The sequence below is a fragment of the Streptomyces sp. NPDC005799 genome (assembly GCF_040630525.1).
GTDB lineage: Bacteria > Actinomycetota > Actinomycetes > Streptomycetales > Streptomycetaceae > Streptomyces > Streptomyces griseorubiginosus_B.
This window is the reverse complement of record NZ_JBEXXQ010000035.1, coordinates 83,188-101,617: the sequence shown is the minus strand read 5'-3', so window position 1 is coordinate 101,617 and position 18,430 is coordinate 83,188. Positions and strand designations below refer to the sequence as shown.

The window sequence follows — 18,430 nt, the reverse complement described above, 5'->3', positions numbered from 1 at the left end:
TCTCAGCGAACACGCTGGTGGCGGGGTCTTTAGGCACTTCAGTCGAAGTGCCCCCGGCAGGATTCGAACCTGCGCACACGGCTCCGGAGGCCGTTGCTCTATCCCCTGAGCTACGGGGGCGTGTCGGGCGCCTTGGGTGGCGGCGACGGGTAGAACCCTACCAGCTCCTTCGGGGTGTTCATGAACGGGTTTAGCGGGGGTGGGCGTGGCGGTCGGGGTGGGTTCCTGTGGGTGGCGCCGGCGGTGCGAGGGCGAGGGCGCGGTCGTCCCCGCCGTGTTCCTCGCGCGGGGTGGAAGTGGGGAAAAGCCGGACGCGGTGGCCGGGGTCGACCTACTCTCGAGTTGTGCCAGGCGCGTCGGGTCGGGTGCTTGTTGTGGACGACAACAAGGTCATCCGGCAGCTGATCAGGGTCAATCTCGAGCTGGAGGGGCTCGAGGTCGTGACCGCGGCCGATGGTGTCGAGTGTCTGGATCTCGTTCATGACGTGCGGCCCGATGTCGTGACCCTCGACGTGGTCATGCCGCGGCTGGACGGGTTGCGCACCGCCGCTCGGTTGCGGTCCGATCCCCGTACCCGTGATCTTCCTCTCGCCATCGTGAGCGCCTGCACCTCTCACGAGGTCGAGGCCGGGCTCGACGTCGGCGTCGACGCCTTTCTCGCCAAACCCTTCGAGCCCGCTGAACTCGTTCGTCTCGTGCAGCAGTTGATCGAGCGGAAGCGCGGCACGCGGGGCGGGCGGAGCAGGGGAGGGGGAGAGGGGGGTGCGGGGCGTCATGACGCCGGGCTTCGCGACACCGGGCTTCGCGACAGCGGTCCGCGTGACGCCGGGCAGCCGCCCCTTCGCGTCGCTGGGCATCCCGATACCGGGCTTCGTGACGCCGGGCTCAATGACGATGGCCTCCACGACCCCGGTCTCCAGGACGCCGGGCATCCCTAGGGGCTACGTGGGGTGGCGGCGGGCGTGCCCGTCCGGGGGTGCGTTCGCGTGATCTGACCGATGTCCGGTCTGCGTCCCCGTCCCACATCCCGGGACCCCGCCCAAACCTATTCGCCTACCCACCCCCCTCCTCCCCTACGCTTGTCCCGTGACCCCCGTCGAGCTCTCCCGTACCGTGCTGGGCGCGGTGCGTCGTGCCGTTGACGGTGGGGAACTGAGCGTTGCCGTGCCGGCACGGGCCGTCGTCACCCCGCCCGGGCCCGGCGGCTGCGGTGACTACGCCACCAACATCGCCCTCCAGCTCGCCCGCGCCGCCGGGCACCCGCCCCTTCGCGTCGCCGAGATTCTGTGTCGGCATCTGGTCGAGACGGATGGGGTCGCCGGCGTCACCGTCACTGGGCCCGGGTTCATCAACATCAGCCTCGGGGGTGCCGCTCCCGTCGGCCTCGTGCGTGACATCCTGCGGGCGGGGGCGGCGTACGGCCACAGTGACGCCCTTGCCGGTCGGATCGTCGAGCTGCGCATTCCGTACGAGGTGCGGGCCGAGGTCGTCGCAGACGCGCTCACCCGGATCATCGCCTCCCAGGGCGGCCGCGCCGAGGTCGAGCACGCCGAGCCCGTCAGCCTCCGGCCCGTCCCGGCGCCGGAGGACCCCGCGCCGCTCGGTCCCGACGCCGCTCGCTGGGCCATGCTCCACCCCGCCCCGCACGACCGGCCCCGTATAACCGCCGACCACCTGGTCCAGCGCGAGAGCAATCCGCTCTTCCGGGTCCGTTACGCCCACGCCCGCGCCTGCGCTCTCGCACGCAACGCCGCCGCCCTCGGCTTCACCGCGGAACCCGGGGACGTACGACCACCCGAGCACGGTGATGCGTCGGCTCCCGAGCCCGCCCCCGTAAGCCCCCAATACGGCCGCGCCCGGCCCGAGCCTGCCCACACAAACCCGGAGCTCGTCCCCGTCCGCCCCGAACCCGTGAGCCCGGAGCACTTCCGCGCCCGGCCCGAGCCCCAGGGCGCACGACCCCCCGCCCCCGGTCGATCACCGGCTCCCGAGGGGGCATACACAAGCGCCGCACCCGACCCCACCCCCCTCCTGCCACCCCTCCTGACCGCCCTGGCCGACCACCCCCGCGTCCTCCTCGCCGCCGCCACCAGTCACGCCCCCGACCGTCTCGCCCGGCATCTCGTCACCGTTGCCGATGCCCTGCTGCCGCTGCTGCCGGCCGTGCTGCCCCGTGGCGCGGAGAAACCCTCGGCCGCCCACCGTGCCCGGCTCGCTCTTGCCGAAGCCGCCGGGGCGGTGCTGGCCGGTGGCCTGTCCCTGCTCGGCATCGACGCACCCCAACACCTCTGAAAGACGACCGAAGATGAGCCGTTCCGCACACCCCGCCGGGCCCCGTCACGCCGATGTGCTTCCCGAGGGGCACTACTCCGCCCCTCCGACAGACCTCAACAGCCTCGACTCCAAGGTGTGGGCGCAGACCGTGCGCCGGGACGCCGACGGGGTCGTGACCGTCGGCGGGATCGACGTCAAGGCGATCGCCGAGGAGTTCGGGACCCCGGCGTACGTCATGGACGAGGCCGACTTCCGTGCCCGGGCGCGTGCCTGGCGCACCGCCTTCGGGCACGACGCCGACGTCTTCTACGCGGGGAAGGCGTTTCTCTCGCGGGCCGTCGTGCGGTGGCTGGACGAGGAAGGGCTCAATCTCGACGTCTGCTCCGGGGGCGAGCTCACCACCGCGCTCTCCGCGGGGATGCCCGCCGACCGGATCGCCTTCCACGGCAACAACAAGTCGACCGAGGAGATCCGCCGAGCCGTCACCGCCGGGGTCGGGCGGATCGTGCTCGACTCCTTCCAGGAGATCGTGCGGGTCGCCCACATCGCGCAGGAGCTCGGTAAGCGGCAGCGGGTGCAGATCCGGATCACGGTGGGGGTGGAGGCGCACACTCATGAGTTCATCGCCACCGCCCACGAGGACCAGAAGTTCGGGATTCCGCTCGCCGGGGGGCAGGCCGCGGAGGCCGTGCGGCGGGCGTTGCAGCTCGACGGGCTCGAGGTGATCGGGATTCACTCCCACATCGGGTCGCAGATCTTCGACATGTCCGGGTTCGAGGTCGCCGCCCATCGGGTGGTCGGGCTGCTCAAGGACATCCGGGACGAGCACGGGGTGGAACTGCCCGAGATCGACCTCGGGGGTGGGCTCGGTATCGCGTACACCAGTGACGACGATCCCCGTGAGCCGCACGAGATCGCCAAGGCGCTCACCGAGATCGTCAGCCGAGAGTGCGACGCCGCCAAGCTGCGCACTCCCCGTATCTCCGTCGAGCCCGGGCGGGCCATCGTCGGGCCGACCGCCTTCACGCTCTACGAGGTCGGCACCATCAAGCCCCTCGACGGGCTGCGGACGTACGTCTCCGTCGACGGGGGCATGTCCGACAACATCAGGACCGCGCTCTACGACGCCGAGTACAGCGTCGCCCTCGTCTCCCGGGTCTCCGACGCCGAGCCCATGCTCGCGCGGGTCGTCGGCAAGCACTGCGAGAGCGGGGACATCGTGGTCAAGGACGCGTTCCTGCCGGCCGACCTGGCACCGGGTGACCTCATCGCCGTACCGGCGACCGGGGCGTACTGCCGGTCCATGGCCAGCAACTACAACCACGTGCTGCGGCCGCCGGTCGTCGCCGTGCGGGACGGCGAGGCGCGGGTGATCGTGCGGCGGGAGACCGAGGAGGACCTTCTCCGTCTCGACGTCGGGTGAGGTCGGGTGAGGTTGGGTGAGGTCGGCCGGACAGAGCCCCCGGAAGAGAGGTGGGGGTGGAAGATCTTCGGTCTTTCCGCCCCGTACAAATGAAATAGATGTCTCAGGATTCGGACAATCGGTAGAAAGTCCCGTCCGGTGAGTGAGACTGGTCCAACCGTAGACGGTATGAGGAAACGAGGTCGGATGATGCGTACGCGTCCGCTGAAGGTGGCGCTGCTGGGCTGTGGGGTTGTCGGCTCAGAGGTGGCGCGCATCATGACGACGCACGCGGCCGACCTCGCCGCTCGGATCGGGGCTCCTGTCGAACTCGCGGGGGTCGCGGTACGGCGTCCCGGCAAGGTCCGGGAGGGCATCGACCCCAAACTCGTCACCACCGACGCCACCGCCCTCGTCAAACGCGGCGACATCGACGTCGTGGTGGAGGTCATCGGGGGGATCGAGCCCGCCCGGTCGCTGATCACCACCGCCTTCGAGCACGGGGCCTCCGTCGTCTCCGCCAACAAGGCGCTGCTCGCCCAGGACGGCGCCGCCCTGCACGCGGCGGCGGAGGAGCGCGGCAGGGACCTGTACTACGAGGCCGCCGTCGCGGGCGCGATCCCGTTGATCCGGCCGCTGCGCGAGTCCCTCGCCGGTGACAAGGTCAACCGGGTGCTCGGGATCGTCAACGGCACCACCAACTTCATCCTCGACAAGATGGACTCGACGGGCGCCGGGTACCAGGAGGCCCTCGACGAGGCCACCGCCCTGGGGTATGCGGAAGCCGACCCCACCGCCGACGTCGAGGGCTTCGACGCCGCCGCCAAGGCCGCCATCCTCGCCGGGATCGCCTTCCACTCGCGGGTGCGCCTGGACGACGTCTACCGCGAGGGCATGACCGAGGTCACCGCCGCCGACTTCCGCTCGGCGAAGGAGATGGGCTGCACCATCAAGCTGCTCGCCATCTGCGAGCGGGCCGAGGACGGCCAGTCGGTCACCGCGCGCGTGCACCCCGCGATGATCCCGCTCACGCATCCGCTGGCCTCGGTGCGGGGCGCGTACAACGCCGTGTTCGTGGAGTCGGACGCCAGTGGGCAGCTCATGTTCTATGGGCCCGGTGCCGGCGGCGCCCCCACCGCATCCGCCGTTCTCGGCGACCTCGTCGCCGTCTGCCGCAACCGGCTGGGCGGTGCGACCGGTCCCGGCGAGTCGGCGTACGCCGCGCTGCCCGTGTCGGGCATGGGCGACGTCGTGACGCGGTACCACATCAGCCTCGACGTGGCCGACAAACCGGGTGTTCTCGCCCAGGTCGCGACGGTGTTCGCCGAGCACGGGGTGTCGATCGACACCGTTCGGCAGCAGGGCAAGGACGGCGAGGCCTCTCTCGTCGTCGTCACCCACCGCGCGTCCGACGCCTCCCTGTCCGGGACCGTCGAGGCGCTGCGCAAGCTCGACACCGTGCGGGGTGTCGCCAGCATCATGCGGGTTGAAGGAGAGTAACCAGCAATGACCCACCAGTGGCGCGGAATCATCGAGGAGTACCGGGACCGGCTGCCCGTCTCCGACACCACGCCGGTCGTGACGCTCCGCGAGGGCGGCACGCCCCTCGTGCCCGCGCAGGTGCTCTCCGAGCGCACGGGCTGCGAGGTCCACCTGAAGGTGGAGGGCGCGAACCCGACCGGGTCCTTTAAGGACCGCGGGATGACCATGGCCATCAGCAGGGCCAAGGAGGAGGGCGCGAAGGCAGTCATCTGTGCCTCCACGGGCAACACCTCCGCCTCCGCGGCCGCCTACGCCGTGCGCGCGGGCATGGTTTCGGCCGTTCTCGTGCCGCAGGGCAAGATCGCGCTGGGCAAGATGGGGCAGGCGCTGGTGCACGGCGCCAAGATCCTCCAGGTCGACGGCAACTTCGACGACTGCCTCACTCTCGCTCGCTCGCTGAGCGACAACTACCCGGTGGCGCTGGTCAATTCGGTCAACCCGGTGCGCATCGAGGGGCAGAAGACGGCCTCCTTCGAAATCGTCGACATGCTCGGTGACGCGCCCGACATCCACGTCCTGCCGGTCGGCAACGCGGGCAACATCACGGCCTACTGGAAGGGCTACACGGAGTACGCCGCCGACGGTGTGGCGAAGCGGACGCCCCGGATGTGGGGCTTCCAGGCCTCCGGCTCCGCGCCCATCGTGCGCGGCGAGGTGGTCAAGGACCCGTCGACCATCGCCACCGCCATCCGCATCGGCAACCCCGCGTCCTGGCAGTACGCGCTCGCCGCGCGGGACGAGTCCGGCGGCCTCATCGACGAGGTGACGGACCGTGAGATCCTGCGCGCCTACCGGCTGTTGGCCTCCCAGGAGGGCGTCTTCGTGGAGCCCGCCTCCGCCGCCTCCGTGGCCGGTCTGCTGAAGGCCGCCGAGCAGGGCAAGGTCGACCCGGGCCAGACCATCGTGTGCACCGTCACCGGCAACGGCCTCAAGGACCCCGACTGGGCCGTCGCCGGCGCCCCGCAGCCGGTCACCGTCCCGGTCGACGCGGTCACCGCGGCGGAGCGCCTCGGCCTCGCCTGACCGGGAACCCACGGGAAACCGACCGGGGAATTCGCGGCGGCCGACCGGGAACTCCGCGTCGGCTGACCGGGAACTTCGCGGGGGCGCCAGGGGTTGTCCCTACGGGGGTGCACAGGGGGCTTACGACACGCATCGTGCGCCTCCTGTGCGCCCTATGTCGCCACAGAACCTTCCTTCGATAGGCTGTACCGAACCCGCCCGCTGCATATGCCCTCGCATATGTCGGGTGCCGCGCCGTCTCCGCGGCCCGCAGGGTCTTCGTACGTCATCGAATGTCAATCGAACGCCATTCGACAATCACGCAGCTCAAGGAGAGTCGTCGAGCGATGGCCGGTCCAGCGTTCCGCGCCGCCGCCGTGCGGGTGCGCGTCCCCGCCACCAGCGCCAACCTCGGCCCGGGCTTCGACGCCCTGGGTCTGTCGCTGGGGCTCTACGACGACGTCGTCGTGCGGGTGGCCGACTCCGGGCTGCACGTCGACATCGCCGGTGAGGGCAGCGAGACGCTGCCGCGTGACGAAAACCACCTTCTCGTACGGTCCCTGCGCACCGCCTTCGATCTGCTGGGCGGACAGCCGCGCGGGCTGGAGATCGTGTGCGCCAACCGCATTCCGCACGGCCGTGGCCTGGGCTCCTCCTCCGCCGCCATCTGCGCCGGGATCGTCGCCGCGCGCGCCGTGACCATAGGCGGCGAGGCCCGGCTCGACGACACCGCGCTGCTGGAACTCGCCACCGAGATCGAGGGCCACCCCGACAACGTGGCCCCCTGTCTGCTCGGCGGCTTCACCATCGCCTGGATGGAGGCGGGGGCCGCCCGGGCGATCAGGCTGGAGCCCACCGATTCCATCGTTCCGGTGGTTTTCGTGCCCGGAAAGCCGGTCCTGACCGAGACCGCGCGCGGACTGCTCCCGCGCTCCGTGCCGCACGTCGACGCCGCCGCCAACGCGGGCCGGGCGGCCCTGCTCGTCGAGGCCCTGACCAGGCGCCCCGAGCTGCTGCTGCCCGCCACCGAGGACCGGCTGCACCAGGAGTACCGCGCCCCGGCCATGCCGGAGAGCGCCGCGCTGGTGGAGCGACTGCGGGCCGACGGGGTCCCGGCGGTCATCTCCGGAGCCGGGCCCACTGTGCTGGCGCTGGCCGACGCGGACAGCGCCGACAAGGTGTCCCATCTGGCAGGCGAGGGGTGGGCCGCCAACCGGCTCGACCTCGACGCCCGGGGAGCGAGCGTGCTGCCGCTTGCGACCTGACACACGGTTGCCGGATTTCGAGAGGGGGAATGTTTGTTGGATCCGGTAGTGTTAACCTCAAGTCTGCACCCGACCCCACCATGGCGAGGTGCTTCGTGTCCCCGTCCGGGACAGACATTCTTCCGGGAGCCTCCCAAGCCGCACTGTGTTCCGTACGACGTACGTGGGCAGTACCTCGTACGCGGGCACTGAGCGACTTGCCGGGCACGCTCCGGAATCGGTGCGACCAGGCCACGTGACACCGGCACTCGGTGCCACGGCCCTAGGAAGCGCCATCCCAGATATCGCCTCCGCCACCTTTGGCGGACCACCGCCCCGGCGCGGTCCACACAGCGAGGACCAAGCCGGACGCACAACCGGTCGCCGAGCCAGAAGGCCGACGTCCGCTCCAGGGAAGGACCCTTCGTGAGCGACACCACCGATCTGATGGGCGCACGTGTCGAGGAGACCGCTGCCGCGCCCGCCACGGACGCCTCCGCGCCTGCCACCGGTGCCGGCTCCCGGCGGCGCCGCGGTACCGGCCTCGAGGGCATGGTGCTGGCCGAGCTGCAGCAGGTCGCCTCGGGCCTCGGCATCAGGGGCACCGCGCGGATGCGCAAGAGCCAGCTGATCGAGGTCATCAAGGAGGCGCAGGCGGGAGGTGGGGCTCCGGCTGCCAAGGCCGACGCCGCCGCCGAGACCAAGCCGAAGCGCCGGGCCACCTCCAAGGCCCGTACCGGCGACGACGCCGCTCCCGCCGCCGACAAGAAGTCGGCCGAGGCGCCCGCCGAGACCGCCGTGGCCCAGCAGCAGATCGAGATCCCCGGCCAGCCCGCGGCCGGCGACGACGCGCCCACCGAGCGCCGTCGGCGCCGTGCCACCGCCGAGGCCGGCGCCCCGGCGTCGAACAGCGCCGAGACCATCGTCGCCGAGGCCAAGAGCGAGCCGAAGGCCGAGAACCCGGCCCAGGCGCAGCCGCAGGGCGACGCCGGTGACGGCGACGGCCGTGGCCGTCGCGACCGCCGGGACCGCGGCCGTGACCGCGGGGACCGTCAGGACCGCGGCGAGCGCGGGGACCGTCAGGACCGCGGTGACCGTCGCAAGGGCGACGACCAGCAGGGCCAGGGCGGCCAGCGCCAGCAGCAGAGCCAGCAGCAGGGCGGCGGCCGTCAGGACCGTGGTGGCGCCGGTCCGCAGGACGACGACGACTTCGAGGGCGGCCGCCGTGGCCGCCGGGGCCGTTACCGGGACCGTCGTGGCCGTCGCGGCCGTGACGAGATCGGCGGCGCCGAGCCGCAGCTCGCCGACGACGACGTCCTGATCCCCGTCGCGGGCATCCTGGACATCCTCGACAACTACGCCTTCATCCGTACGTCGGGCTACCTGCCGGGTCCCAACGACGTGTACGTCTCCCTCGCCCAGGTCCGCAAGAACGGCCTGCGCAAGGGCGACCACGTCACCGGCGCGGTCCGCCAGCCCAAGGAAGGCGAGCGGCGCGAGAAGTTCAACGCGCTGGTGCGGCTGGACTCCGTCAACGGCATGGCGCCCGAACACGGCCGTGGCCGCCCGGAGTTCAACAAGCTGACCCCGCTCTACCCGCAGGACCGGCTCCGTCTGGAGACCGACCCGGGCGTGCTGACCACCCGCATCATCGACCTCGTCTCGCCCATCGGTAAGGGCCAGCGCGGTCTGATCGTGGCCCCGCCGAAGACCGGCAAGACCATGATCATGCAGGCGATCGCCAACGCGATCACGCACAACAACCCCGAGTGCCACCTGATGGTCGTCCTCGTCGACGAGCGTCCGGAAGAGGTCACCGACATGCAGCGGTCGGTCAAGGGCGAGGTCATCTCCTCGACCTTCGACCGCCCGGCCGAGGACCACACCACGGTCGCCGAGCTCGCCATCGAGCGCGCCAAGCGTCTGGTGGAGCTGGGCCACGACGTGGTCGTGCTGCTCGACTCCATCACGCGTCTGGGCCGTGCGTACAACCTGGCGGCGCCGGCCTCCGGCCGCATCCTGTCCGGTGGTGTCGACTCGACCGCCCTGTACCCGCCGAAGCGCTTCTTCGGCGCGGCCCGCAACATCGAGGACGGCGGCTCGCTGACCATCCTCGCCACCGCGCTGGTGGACACCGGGTCCCGCATGGACGAGGTGATCTTCGAGGAGTTCAAGGGCACCGGCAACGCCGAGCTCAAGCTCGACCGCAAGCTCGCCGACAAGCGCATCTTCCCGGCGGTGGACGTGGACGCGTCCGGCACCCGTAAGGAAGAGATCCTGCTCGCCCCCGACGAGCTCGCCATCGTCTGGAAGCTGCGCCGGGTGCTGCACGCCCTCGACCAGCAGCAGGCGGTCGAACTGCTCCTCGACAAGATGAAGCAGACGAAGTCGAACGCCGAGTTCCTGATGCAGATTCAGAAGACGACACCGACACCCGGCAACGGCGACTGAGCGCTCCGCTGCTCGCGCCCCTGGGGCGCCAGGGCCGGCCCCCGTCACGAGAGTGACGGGGGCCGGCCCTTTGACGCTGATAGGAACGGGCGCTTTCACGCCCCTCCTGTCACTTGTGTCCCCTGGGGGGAACCTCCTTGTCCACACCCCTGTCCGGCGGGCGTCACAGACGTCGGATTCGTTTCGGGCTGCCCGTCGTCGCCGCGGGCGTCGCCGCGGCCGTCGGGATCGCGCTGTCCACCGCGTCGGCCAACGCCGCCACCCCGGTGCCCACGCCCGCCACCAAACCGGCCACCGCCTCCGTGCCGACCGCCGAGCTGACCAAACGCGTCGCCGGCGCGCTCACGACCGACGGCAGCGCCACGAAGTCGGCCTACAGCGCGAGCACGACCGGCTCGACGGTCTCGCCGTACGTCATCGGCGGCACCGACACCGCCATCACCACCGCGCCCTGGATGGCGCAGCTGTGGTACTACGACGACTCCGACAGCAGCAACGTCGTCAGCTTCTTCTGCGGCGGCACCGTCGTGGCGCCGACGAAGATCCTCACCGCCGCGCACTGCGTCAAGGACGAGAACGGCAAGGCCTACGACTGGAAGGACTACGGCGCCGTCCTGACCGGCACCTCGCAGACGCCGACCACCGACAGCTCGGGCAACACCGACCTGCACGGCGGCACCGTCTCGCTGCCGCTGCGGCAGTGGAACCACCCGTCGTTCAGCCCGACGACCCTCAACAACGACATCGCCGCCCTCACCCTCGCCGCGCCCGTCACCGCGACGCCGCTGCCGATGACGACGTCCGGCGACACCGCCTCGTACGCCGGCGGCACCAGTGCCCGGCTCTACGGCTGGGGGCGCACCAGCTCCAGCAGCAGCGACATCTCCGAGACGCTGAAGTCGGCCGCGCTGACCATCCACGCCGACACCACCTGCTCCGGCGCCTGGGGCTCCCAGTACGTCAAGGGGCACATGATCTGCGCCGGCACGCAGAGCGGCACCGACAGCGGGACCAAGGCATCCTGCAACGGGGACTCCGGCGGGCCGCTGGTCGTGAACAACCGGATCGTGGGCGTGGTCTCCTGGGGCGTGCAGAACTGTGTGAAGAAGGGCTACTACAGCGTCTTCACCAAGGTCAGCAGCTACGTCGGCGCCGCCTGGGCCAATGTCGACGACTCCAACCTCAGCTACACGGACGGCAAGGCCGACCTGTTCGTGCGCAACTCCTCCACCAAGGAGGCGTTCGAGAAGGACTCCACCGGCTCGGCGTTCGCCGCGCGGGTCTCCCTGGGGTCGTACGACGGTGTCAACGTCGTTCTGCAGACCGACCTGAACCGGGACGGCTACCAGGACCTCGTGCTGCGCCAGAGCTCCACCGGTGACGTCTACTGGCTGCACTACGTGCCCGCCGGCGACTCCTGGGCCAGGACGAAGATCTTCAGCGGCTGGACGACCCGGACCCGGATCGTCACCCCGGGTGACGTCACCGGCGACTACCTGCCCGACCTGCTGTCCGTCGACACCGGCGGCACCCTGTGGATCTACCCGGGCAAGGGCAACGGCACCTTCGCCGCCCGGGTGAAGGTCGGCAGTGGCTGGAACCAGTACGACGTCCTGCGGGGCAAGGGCGACTTCACCGGCGACGGAAAGGCCGATCTGCTCGCCCGGAACAGGAGCACCGGGGACGTGTACCTCTACAAGGGCACCGGAAAGGCCGGTACGGGCGCCTTCTCGGCCCGGATCAAGGTGCGCAGCGCCTGGACCGGCTACAACGCCTTCGACGCGATCGGGGACGTCAACGGCGACGGCAGGGCCGACTTCCTCGCCCGCACGCCCGGCGGCACCCTGTATCTCTACAAGGGCACCGGTAAGGCCACGAGCGAGATCTTTGCCACAAGAGTCTCGGTCGGTGGTGGTTTCCAGCAGTACGACCTGTTCGGCTGAAACCCTTGGTGACGGCGGTACGGCCGTAAACCTTCGTGACACTCTGTGCCCAACCTTCCACGGGTTGGGCACAGTGCGTTGTGCAACCCTTTCCCGAGTTTCCCCGTCTGACCGGACGGAGCGACGATGGAGCGGTACCAGCCACGCCGATTCAGGCCTGTCCCTGAAAACAGGGGGTAACCGACCGTACGAGATTTGAGGAGCACATGTCCGCCGAGAGCACTCCGGAACCCGGCATACCCGGTGAGAACGGGACCAGCGGTCCGCGCCGCGGCGCCAAGGGGCGCCGTCGCAAACCGCGCAGCGAGCACCACAAGGCCCTGATCCTGATGGCCTGGACCGCCGCGGGGATCGTCGTGCTGGGCGGCACCGGAGCCGGCTACCTGTACTTCAAGCTCAACGGCAACATCAAGAGCGTCGACATCAACCAGGCCCTCGGCACCGACCGGCCGACGAAGGTCGACAACGGCTCCGAGAACATCCTGGTCCTCGGTTCGGACTCGCGCTCGGGGAGCAACAAGAAGCTCGGCGGCGGCGCCGACGACGGCAGCGCCCGCTCGGACACCGCGATGATCGTGCACGTCTACAAGGGCCACAAGAGCGCCGGCGTGGTCTCCATCCCGCGCGACACCCTCGTCGACCGCCCCGAGTGCACCGACACCAAGGGTGAGAAGCACGCCGCCGCCTCCGGCGTGATGTTCAACTCCGCGTACTCCACGGGCGGGGCGGCCTGCGCGGTGAAGACCGTGGAGTCGCTCACCGGGCTGCGCATGGACCACTACCTCGAGGTCGACTTCAGCGGCTTCCAGAAGCTCATCGACGAGCTCGGCGGTGTCCCGGTCACCACGACGAAGAACATCGACGACAAGCAGAGCCACCTCGACCTCAAAGCCGGCACGCACACCCTCAACGGCAAGCAGGCGCTGGGCCTCGTCCGCACCCGGCACGGCGTCGGCGACGGCTCCGACCTCGGCCGCATCCAGCTCCAGCAGGCGTTCATCAAGGCCCTGGTCGACCAGGTCAAGCACGTCGGCATCTTCACCAACCCCAAGAAGCTGTACGACCTCGCCGACACCGCCACCAAATCGGTGACCACCGACTCCGACCTTGGCTCGGTCAACTCCCTGATGTCCTTCGCGGGCGGCCTGAAGGGCATCGGCTCCTCGAAGATGCACATGGTGACGATGCCGGTCCAGTACGACCCGGCGAACCCCAACCGCGTCATCATCGAGAAGGCCAAGGCCCGGCAGGTCTGGGACGCCCTGCGGGGAGACCTGCCGATCCCGGCGAGCGCCACCAGGGGCACGGCGTCCGGCGACGCCAGGGGCGTCGTGGAATAGAACGCGTGAGCCCCCGGTTTGGGAGGACGGCCCCAGTCCTGGCAGACTGGTACGTCGGCTCCGGTTCACGCCTCCGCATCCCGCGGCTGCGACCCGGCGCCCTCCCGGAACTAGGAGACACCTTGAAGCGCGACATCCACCCCGAGTACGTCGAGACGCAGGTCAGCTGCACCTGTGGCGCGTCGTTCACCACCCGCAGCACGATCTCCAGCGGCACCATCCGCGCCGAGGTCTGCTCCGAGTGCCACCCGTTCTACACGGGCAAGCAGAAGATCCTCGACACCGGTGGCCGTGTGGCCCGCTTCGAGGCCCGCTTCGGCAAGGCTGCGGCCGGCTCCAAGAAGTAGCGAGCCCCCATCCGCCGGTCCACGGCCGCGCCCTTCACCAGGCGCGCCGGGACCGGCGTTTTTGGTCGCCCGCCTTCCCCCTTTCGTTCGCAGTATCAGGAGCCCAGAGATGTTCGAGGCCGTCGAGGACCTCGTCGGCGAGCACGCCGACCTGGAGAAGAAGCTCGCCGATCCGTCGGTCCACTCCGACCAGGCCAACGCGCGCAAGCTGAACAAGCGGTACGCCGAGCTCACCCCGATCGTCGCCACGTACCGCTCCTGGAAGCAGACCGGCGACGACATCGAGACCGCGCGTGAACTCGCCGCCGACGACCCGGACTTCGCCGCCGAGGTCAAGGAGCTGGAGAAGACCCGCGAGGAGCTCACCGAGAAGCTGCGGCTGCTGCTCGTCCCGCGCGACCCCAGCGACGACAAGGACGTCATCCTGGAGATCAAGGCGGGCGCGGGCGGCGACGAGTCGGCCCTGTTCGCCGGCGACCTCCTGCGGATGTACCTGCGCTACGCCGAGCGCGTCGGCTGGAAGACCGAGATCATCGACGCCACGGAGTCCGAGCTGGGCGGCTACAAGGACGTCCAGGTCGCCGTGAAGACCAAGGGCGGCCAGGGCGCCACCGAGCCCGGGCAGGGCGTCTGGGCGCGGCTGAAGTACGAGGGCGGTGTGCACCGTGTGCAGCGCGTGCCGGCGACCGAGTCCCAGGGCCGTATCCACACCTCCGCCGCCGGTGTGCTGGTCACGCCCGAGGCCGAGGAGGTCGACGTCGAGATCAACCCCAACGACCTCCGCATCGACGTCTACCGCTCCTCCGGCCCCGGCGGCCAGTCCGTCAACACCACGGACTCCGCCGTGCGCATCACGCACATCCCCACCGGAGTCGTCGCCTCCTGCCAGAACGAGAAGAGCCAGCTGCAGAACAAGGAGCAGGCGATGCGTATCCTGCGCTCCAGGCTGCTCGCAGCGGCGCAGGAGGAGGCGGAGAAGGAGGCCGCCGACGCCCGCCGCAGCCAGGTCCGCACCGTCGACCGCTCCGAGAAGATCCGCACGTACAACTTCCCGGAGAACCGCATCTCGGACCACCGCGTCGGCTTCAAGGCGTACAACCTGGACCAGGTCCTGGACGGCGACCTCGACGCGGTGATCCAGGCCTGCCTCGACGCGGACTCGGCGGCGAAGCTGGCGGCCGCCTAAGAGGTACGTACGCACGACCCAGTACGACACGGAGGAATGCGTGAACCTGCTGCTCGCAGAGGTGGCACAGGCCACCCAGCGGCTGGCCGACGCCGGCGTGCCCTCGCCGCGCAACGACGCGGAGGAGCTCGCCGCGTTCGTGCACGGCGTGAAGCGGGGCGAGCTGCACTCCGTGAAGGACGCGGACTTCGACGCCCGGTACTGGGAGGTCATCGCCCGGCGTGAGCAGCGCGAGCCGCTGCAGCACATCACCGGGCGGGCCTACTTCCGCTACCTCGAACTCCACGTCGGGCCGGGCGTGTTCGTGCCGCGGCCGGAGACCGAGTCGGTGGTCGGGTGGGCCATAGACGCCGTGCGCGCGATGGACGTCGTCGAGCCGACCATCGTCGATCTGTGCACCGGCTCCGGCGCCATCGCGCTCGCCCTCGCCCAGGAGGTCCCGCGCTCCAAGGTGCACGCCGTGGAGCTCTCCGAGGACGCCCTGACGTGGACCCGCAAGAACGTCGAGGGCTCGCGGGTCGACCTGCGGCAGGGCAACGCCCTGGACGCCTTCCCCGACCTCGACGGCCAGGTCGACCTGGTCATCTCCAACCCGCCGTACATCCCGCTGACCGAGTGGGAGTACGTCGCCCCCGAGGCGCGGGACTACGATCCCGAACTCGCCCTGTTCTCCGGCGAGGACGGCCTCGACCTCATCCGCGGTCTGGAACGGACCGCCCACCGGCTCCTGCGCCCCGGCGGGGTGGTCGTCGTCGAACACGCCGACACCCAGGGCGGCCAGGTGCCGTGGATCTTCACCGAGGAGCGGGGCTGGGCCGACGCGGCCGACCACCCCGACCTCAACAACCGCCCCCGGTTCGCCACGGCCCGCAAGGCACTGCCGTGAGCACCGCCCGCACCGCTTTCGTGGATCCCCGAAATCCGTTGTACGAGGAGGCCCGCTAGATATGGCACGGCGATACGACACCAACGACGCGACCGACCGCACGACCGGTCTGCGTGAAGCCGCGTCCGCCGTCCGCCGTGGCGAGCTGGTCGTCCTCCCGACCGACACGGTGTACGGCATCGGCGCGGACGCGTTCTCCTCGGAGGCCGTCGCCGACCTGCTCGAGGCCAAGGGGCGGGGCCGCAACATGCCCACGCCCGTCCTCATCGGCTCCCCGAACACCCTGCACGGCCTCGTCACGGACTTCTCCGAGCTGGCCTGGGAGCTCGTCGACGCGTTCTGGCCGGGCGCGCTGACGATCGTCGCCAAGCACCAGCCGTCGCTGCAGTGGGACCTGGGGGACACCCGGGGCACGGTGGCCGTCCGCATGCCGCTGCACCCGGTCGCCATCGAGCTGCTGACCGAGGTCGGCCCCATGGCGGTGTCCTCGGCGAACCTCACCGGGCACCCGGCGCCGGAGGACTGCGACGCCGCGCAGGAGATGCTCGGCGACTCGGTCTCCGTCTACCTCGACGGCGGCCCGACCCCCGGCAACGTCCCGTCCTCCATCGTCGACGTCACCGGTCCCGTGCCGGTGCTGCTGCGGGAGGGCGCGTTGTCGCCGGAGGAGCTGCGCAAGGTCGTACCCGACCTCGAGGTGGCGAATTGACAGCCCCTGACGCGGGGCGTGGCATAGGCAACGGGGAAAGCGCGGCGGAGATCACGACGACGTTCGTGGGGCTTCCGCGCGATGTCTTCCGCATCCTCCACGTCAGCACCGGCAACGTGTGCCGCTCGCCCATCACCGAGCGGCTGACCCGGCATTACGTGAAACAGCGGCTCGGCATCCTGGGCGGCGCGCTGATCGTCGAGAGCGCCGGAACCTGGGGTCACGAGGGTGCGCCCATGGAGGCCAACGCCGAGGCCGTGCTGGCCGACTTCGGCGCGGACGCCTCCGGGTTCACGGGCCGGGAGCTGCTGGACGAGCACGTGATCATGGCCGACCTGGTCCTCACGGCCACCCGCGACCACCGCGCCCAGGTCATCTCGATGGGCCACTCGGCCGGCCTGCGCACCTTCACGCTGAAGGAGTTCACCCGTCTGGTGCGCGCGATAGACCCCGCCACGCTGCCTCCGCTGGAGGAGGGCGTGGTCGTCCGCGCGCGTGCCCTGGTCCGCGCCGCGGCCGCTCTACGCGGGTGGCTGCTGGCGCCCACCGCCGAGGCGGACGAGGTCTACGACCCCTACGGCGCACCCCTGACCTTCTTCCGGTCCATCGGCGACGAGATACACCAGGCGCTGGATCCGGTCGTCACGGCGCTCACGGGTGTCCCCGCGCGGATGTAAGTACCGAGCACCCCACTGGTCCCGGGCCTACATTGGTCGTACGTCATCGCCGACGCCCCCCGGAGCCCACCATGCCGGTCATCCACACCCTCGATGCCGCCGACGTCCTGCGGCGGCAGGACCCCGAGCTCGCCGAGATCCTGCTCGGGGAACTCGACCGGCAGTCGACGACGCTGCAGCTCGTCGCCGCCGAGAACTTCTGCTCCCCGGCCGTGCTGGCCGCGCTCGGGTCGCCGCTGGCCAACAAGTACGCCGAGGGATATCCGGGCGCCCGGCACCACGGCGGCTGCGAGATCGTCGACGTCGCCGAACGGCTCGCCGTCGACCGGGCCAAGGCGCTGTTCCAGGCCGAGCACGCCAACGTCCAGTCCCATTCCGGGTCGAGCGCCGTGCTGGCCGCCTACGCGGCCCTGCTGCGCCCCGGTGACACCGTCCTCGCCCTCGGGCTCCCGTACGGCGGCCACCTCACCCACGGCTCACCCGCGAACTTCTCCGGCCGCTGGTTCGACTTCGTCGGCTACGGCGTGGACGCGGAGACCGGGCTCATCGACTACGACCAGGTGCGGACGCTGGCCCGCACCCACCGGCCCAAGGCGATCGTGTGCGGCTCCATCGCCTACCCCCGGCACATCGACTACGCCCTCTTCCGCGAGGTCGCCGACGAGGTGGGCGCGTATCTGATCGCCGACGCCGCCCACCCCATGGGGCTCGTCGCCGGGGGAGCGGCGCCCAGCCCGGTGCCGTACGCCGACATCGTCTGCGCGACCACGCACAAGGTGCTGCGCGGGCCGCGCGGCGGGATGATCCTGTGCGGCGCCGAGCTGGCCGAACGGGTCGACCGGGCGGTGTTCCCCTTCACCCAGGGCGGCGCGCAGATGCACAGCATCGCCGCGAAGGCCGTCGCCTTCGGCGAGGCGGCAACCCCCGACTTCACCGCGTACGCCCATCAGGTGGTCGCCAACGCGAGGGTCCTCGCGGCCGGGCTGGCCGCCGAGGGGCTGGTGGTGACGACCGGAGGGACGGACACCCACCTGATCACCGCGGATCCCGCGCCCCTCGGCGTCGACGGCCGCAGCGCGCGGGGCCGGCTCGCGGCGGCCGGGATGGTGCTGGACTGCTGCGCCCTGCCGCACGGCGACGCGCGCGGACTGAGGCTCGGCACCGCGGCCCTGACCACGCAGGGCATGGGCGAGGAGGAGATGGGCCTTGTCGCCGGGTTGTTCGGGAATGTGCTGCGCGGCGAGGTCGAAGCTCAGCGGGCGCGTGATCATGTGCGCGAGCTGACCGGTAGATTTCCGCCGTATTCCCGCTGAGCGGGGGTAGGCGCAGCTGCGTACACCTGGTTGCAACCTGATGACACAGCCACACGTGCAACCATCGTCGCTACCCGGCAGTCCCCACAGTTATGCGCACATCGCTAGGGTGTG

At 70.6% G+C, this 18,430-nt stretch carries 15 protein-coding genes and 1 tRNA gene; 15 read left to right on the top strand and 1 reads right to left on the bottom strand.

What is annotated here, in order from left to right:
* Positions 1–48: 48 nt before the first annotated feature.
* Positions 49–120: transfer RNA gene (locus ABZ453_RS30745), tRNA-Arg, on the bottom strand.
* Between the two features lie 176 nt (positions 121–296).
* Between ABZ453_RS30745 and ABZ453_RS30740 the strand changes: the two genes are divergently transcribed.
* The 15 genes from ABZ453_RS30740 (at position 297) to glyA (ending at position 18,316) form a co-directional block, all read left to right on the top strand.
* Complete coding sequence (locus ABZ453_RS30740) at positions 297–938, top strand: response regulator (RefSeq protein ID WP_359019875.1); 642 nt, start codon at positions 297–299, stop codon at positions 936–938.
* Positions 939–1,086: 148 nt separating this feature from the next.
* Positions 1,087–2,292: an ArgS-related anticodon-binding protein NrtL gene (gene nrtL / locus ABZ453_RS30735; protein ID WP_359019873.1), complete on the top strand. Its 1,206-nt coding sequence runs from the start codon at positions 1,087–1,089 to the stop codon at positions 2,290–2,292.
* A gap of 13 nt (positions 2,293–2,305) precedes the next feature.
* On the top strand, positions 2,306–3,697 hold the full coding sequence (gene lysA, locus ABZ453_RS30730; protein ID WP_359019871.1) for a diaminopimelate decarboxylase: 1,392 nt from the start codon (positions 2,306–2,308) through the stop codon (positions 3,695–3,697).
* Between the two features lie 186 nt (positions 3,698–3,883).
* Positions 3,884–5,176 (top strand): homoserine dehydrogenase, encoded by a 1,293-nt coding sequence (locus ABZ453_RS30725; protein ID WP_133044663.1) that lies wholly within the window; start codon positions 3,884–3,886, stop codon positions 5,174–5,176.
* Positions 5,177–5,182: 6 nt separating this feature from the next.
* On the top strand, positions 5,183–6,241 hold the full coding sequence (thrC, locus tag ABZ453_RS30720; protein WP_133044664.1) for a threonine synthase: 1,059 nt from the start codon (positions 5,183–5,185) through the stop codon (positions 6,239–6,241).
* A 326-nt stretch (positions 6,242–6,567) separates the two neighbouring features.
* Positions 6,568–7,485, top strand: coding sequence for a homoserine kinase (thrB, locus tag ABZ453_RS30715; RefSeq protein ID WP_359019868.1), 918 nt, complete (start codon positions 6,568–6,570; stop codon positions 7,483–7,485).
* A gap of 405 nt (positions 7,486–7,890) precedes the next feature.
* Complete coding sequence (gene rho / locus ABZ453_RS30710) at positions 7,891–9,915, top strand: transcription termination factor Rho (protein ID WP_359019866.1); 2,025 nt, start codon at positions 7,891–7,893, stop codon at positions 9,913–9,915.
* Between the two features lie 137 nt (positions 9,916–10,052).
* Positions 10,053–11,858, top strand: a complete 1,806-nt coding sequence (locus ABZ453_RS30705) for a trypsin-like serine protease (RefSeq protein ID WP_359019864.1) — start codon at positions 10,053–10,055, stop codon at positions 11,856–11,858.
* A 206-nt stretch (positions 11,859–12,064) separates the two neighbouring features.
* Positions 12,065–13,198: an LCP family protein gene (locus tag ABZ453_RS30700; RefSeq protein ID WP_359019862.1), complete on the top strand. Its 1,134-nt coding sequence runs from the start codon at positions 12,065–12,067 to the stop codon at positions 13,196–13,198.
* Positions 13,199–13,320: 122 nt separating this feature from the next.
* The gene (rpmE, locus tag ABZ453_RS30695) at positions 13,321–13,545 is read left to right on the top strand and encodes a 50S ribosomal protein L31 (RefSeq protein ID WP_019753312.1); all 225 of its coding nucleotides are present in this window, start codon (positions 13,321–13,323) and stop codon (positions 13,543–13,545) included.
* 109 nt (positions 13,546–13,654) lie between these two features.
* Positions 13,655–14,731 (top strand): peptide chain release factor 1, encoded by a 1,077-nt coding sequence (gene prfA / locus ABZ453_RS30690; protein WP_359019860.1) that lies wholly within the window; start codon positions 13,655–13,657, stop codon positions 14,729–14,731.
* Positions 14,732–14,771: 40 nt separating this feature from the next.
* Positions 14,772–15,617 carry a peptide chain release factor N(5)-glutamine methyltransferase gene (gene prmC, locus ABZ453_RS30685; protein ID WP_133044669.1) on the top strand — a complete coding sequence of 282 codons (846 nt, stop codon included), beginning with the start codon at positions 14,772–14,774 and terminating at the stop codon, positions 15,615–15,617.
* Between the two features lie 61 nt (positions 15,618–15,678).
* Complete coding sequence (locus ABZ453_RS30680; protein ID WP_133044670.1) at positions 15,679–16,326, top strand: L-threonylcarbamoyladenylate synthase; 648 nt, start codon at positions 15,679–15,681, stop codon at positions 16,324–16,326.
* On the top strand, positions 16,323–17,003 hold the full coding sequence (locus ABZ453_RS30675) for a protein-tyrosine-phosphatase (protein ID WP_356768974.1): 681 nt from the start codon (positions 16,323–16,325) through the stop codon (positions 17,001–17,003). Before ABZ453_RS30680 ends, ABZ453_RS30675 begins: the two co-directional genes overlap by 4 nt.
* Before the next feature lie 71 nt (positions 17,004–17,074).
* Complete coding sequence (gene glyA / locus ABZ453_RS30670) at positions 17,075–18,316, top strand: serine hydroxymethyltransferase (protein WP_359019856.1); 1,242 nt, start codon at positions 17,075–17,077, stop codon at positions 18,314–18,316.
* Positions 18,317–18,430 lie beyond the last annotated feature (114 nt).

Coding starts and splice junctions, on each gene's coding strand:
- ABZ453_RS30725 (WP_133044663.1), top strand. CDS start 3,884: ATGATGCGTACGCGTCCGCTGAAGGTGGCGCTGCTGGGCTGTGGGGTT.
- lysA (WP_359019871.1), top strand. CDS start 2,306: ATGAGCCGTTCCGCACACCCCGCCGGGCCCCGTCACGCCGATGTGCTT.
- prfA (WP_359019860.1), top strand. CDS start 13,655: ATGTTCGAGGCCGTCGAGGACCTCGTCGGCGAGCACGCCGACCTGGAG.
- thrB (WP_359019868.1), top strand. CDS start 6,568: ATGGCCGGTCCAGCGTTCCGCGCCGCCGCCGTGCGGGTGCGCGTCCCC.
- glyA (WP_359019856.1), top strand. CDS start 17,075: ATGCCGGTCATCCACACCCTCGATGCCGCCGACGTCCTGCGGCGGCAG.
- ABZ453_RS30680 (WP_133044670.1), top strand. CDS start 15,679: ATGGCACGGCGATACGACACCAACGACGCGACCGACCGCACGACCGGT.
- thrC (WP_133044664.1), top strand. CDS start 5,183: ATGACCCACCAGTGGCGCGGAATCATCGAGGAGTACCGGGACCGGCTG.
- ABZ453_RS30700 (WP_359019862.1), top strand. CDS start 12,065: ATGTCCGCCGAGAGCACTCCGGAACCCGGCATACCCGGTGAGAACGGG.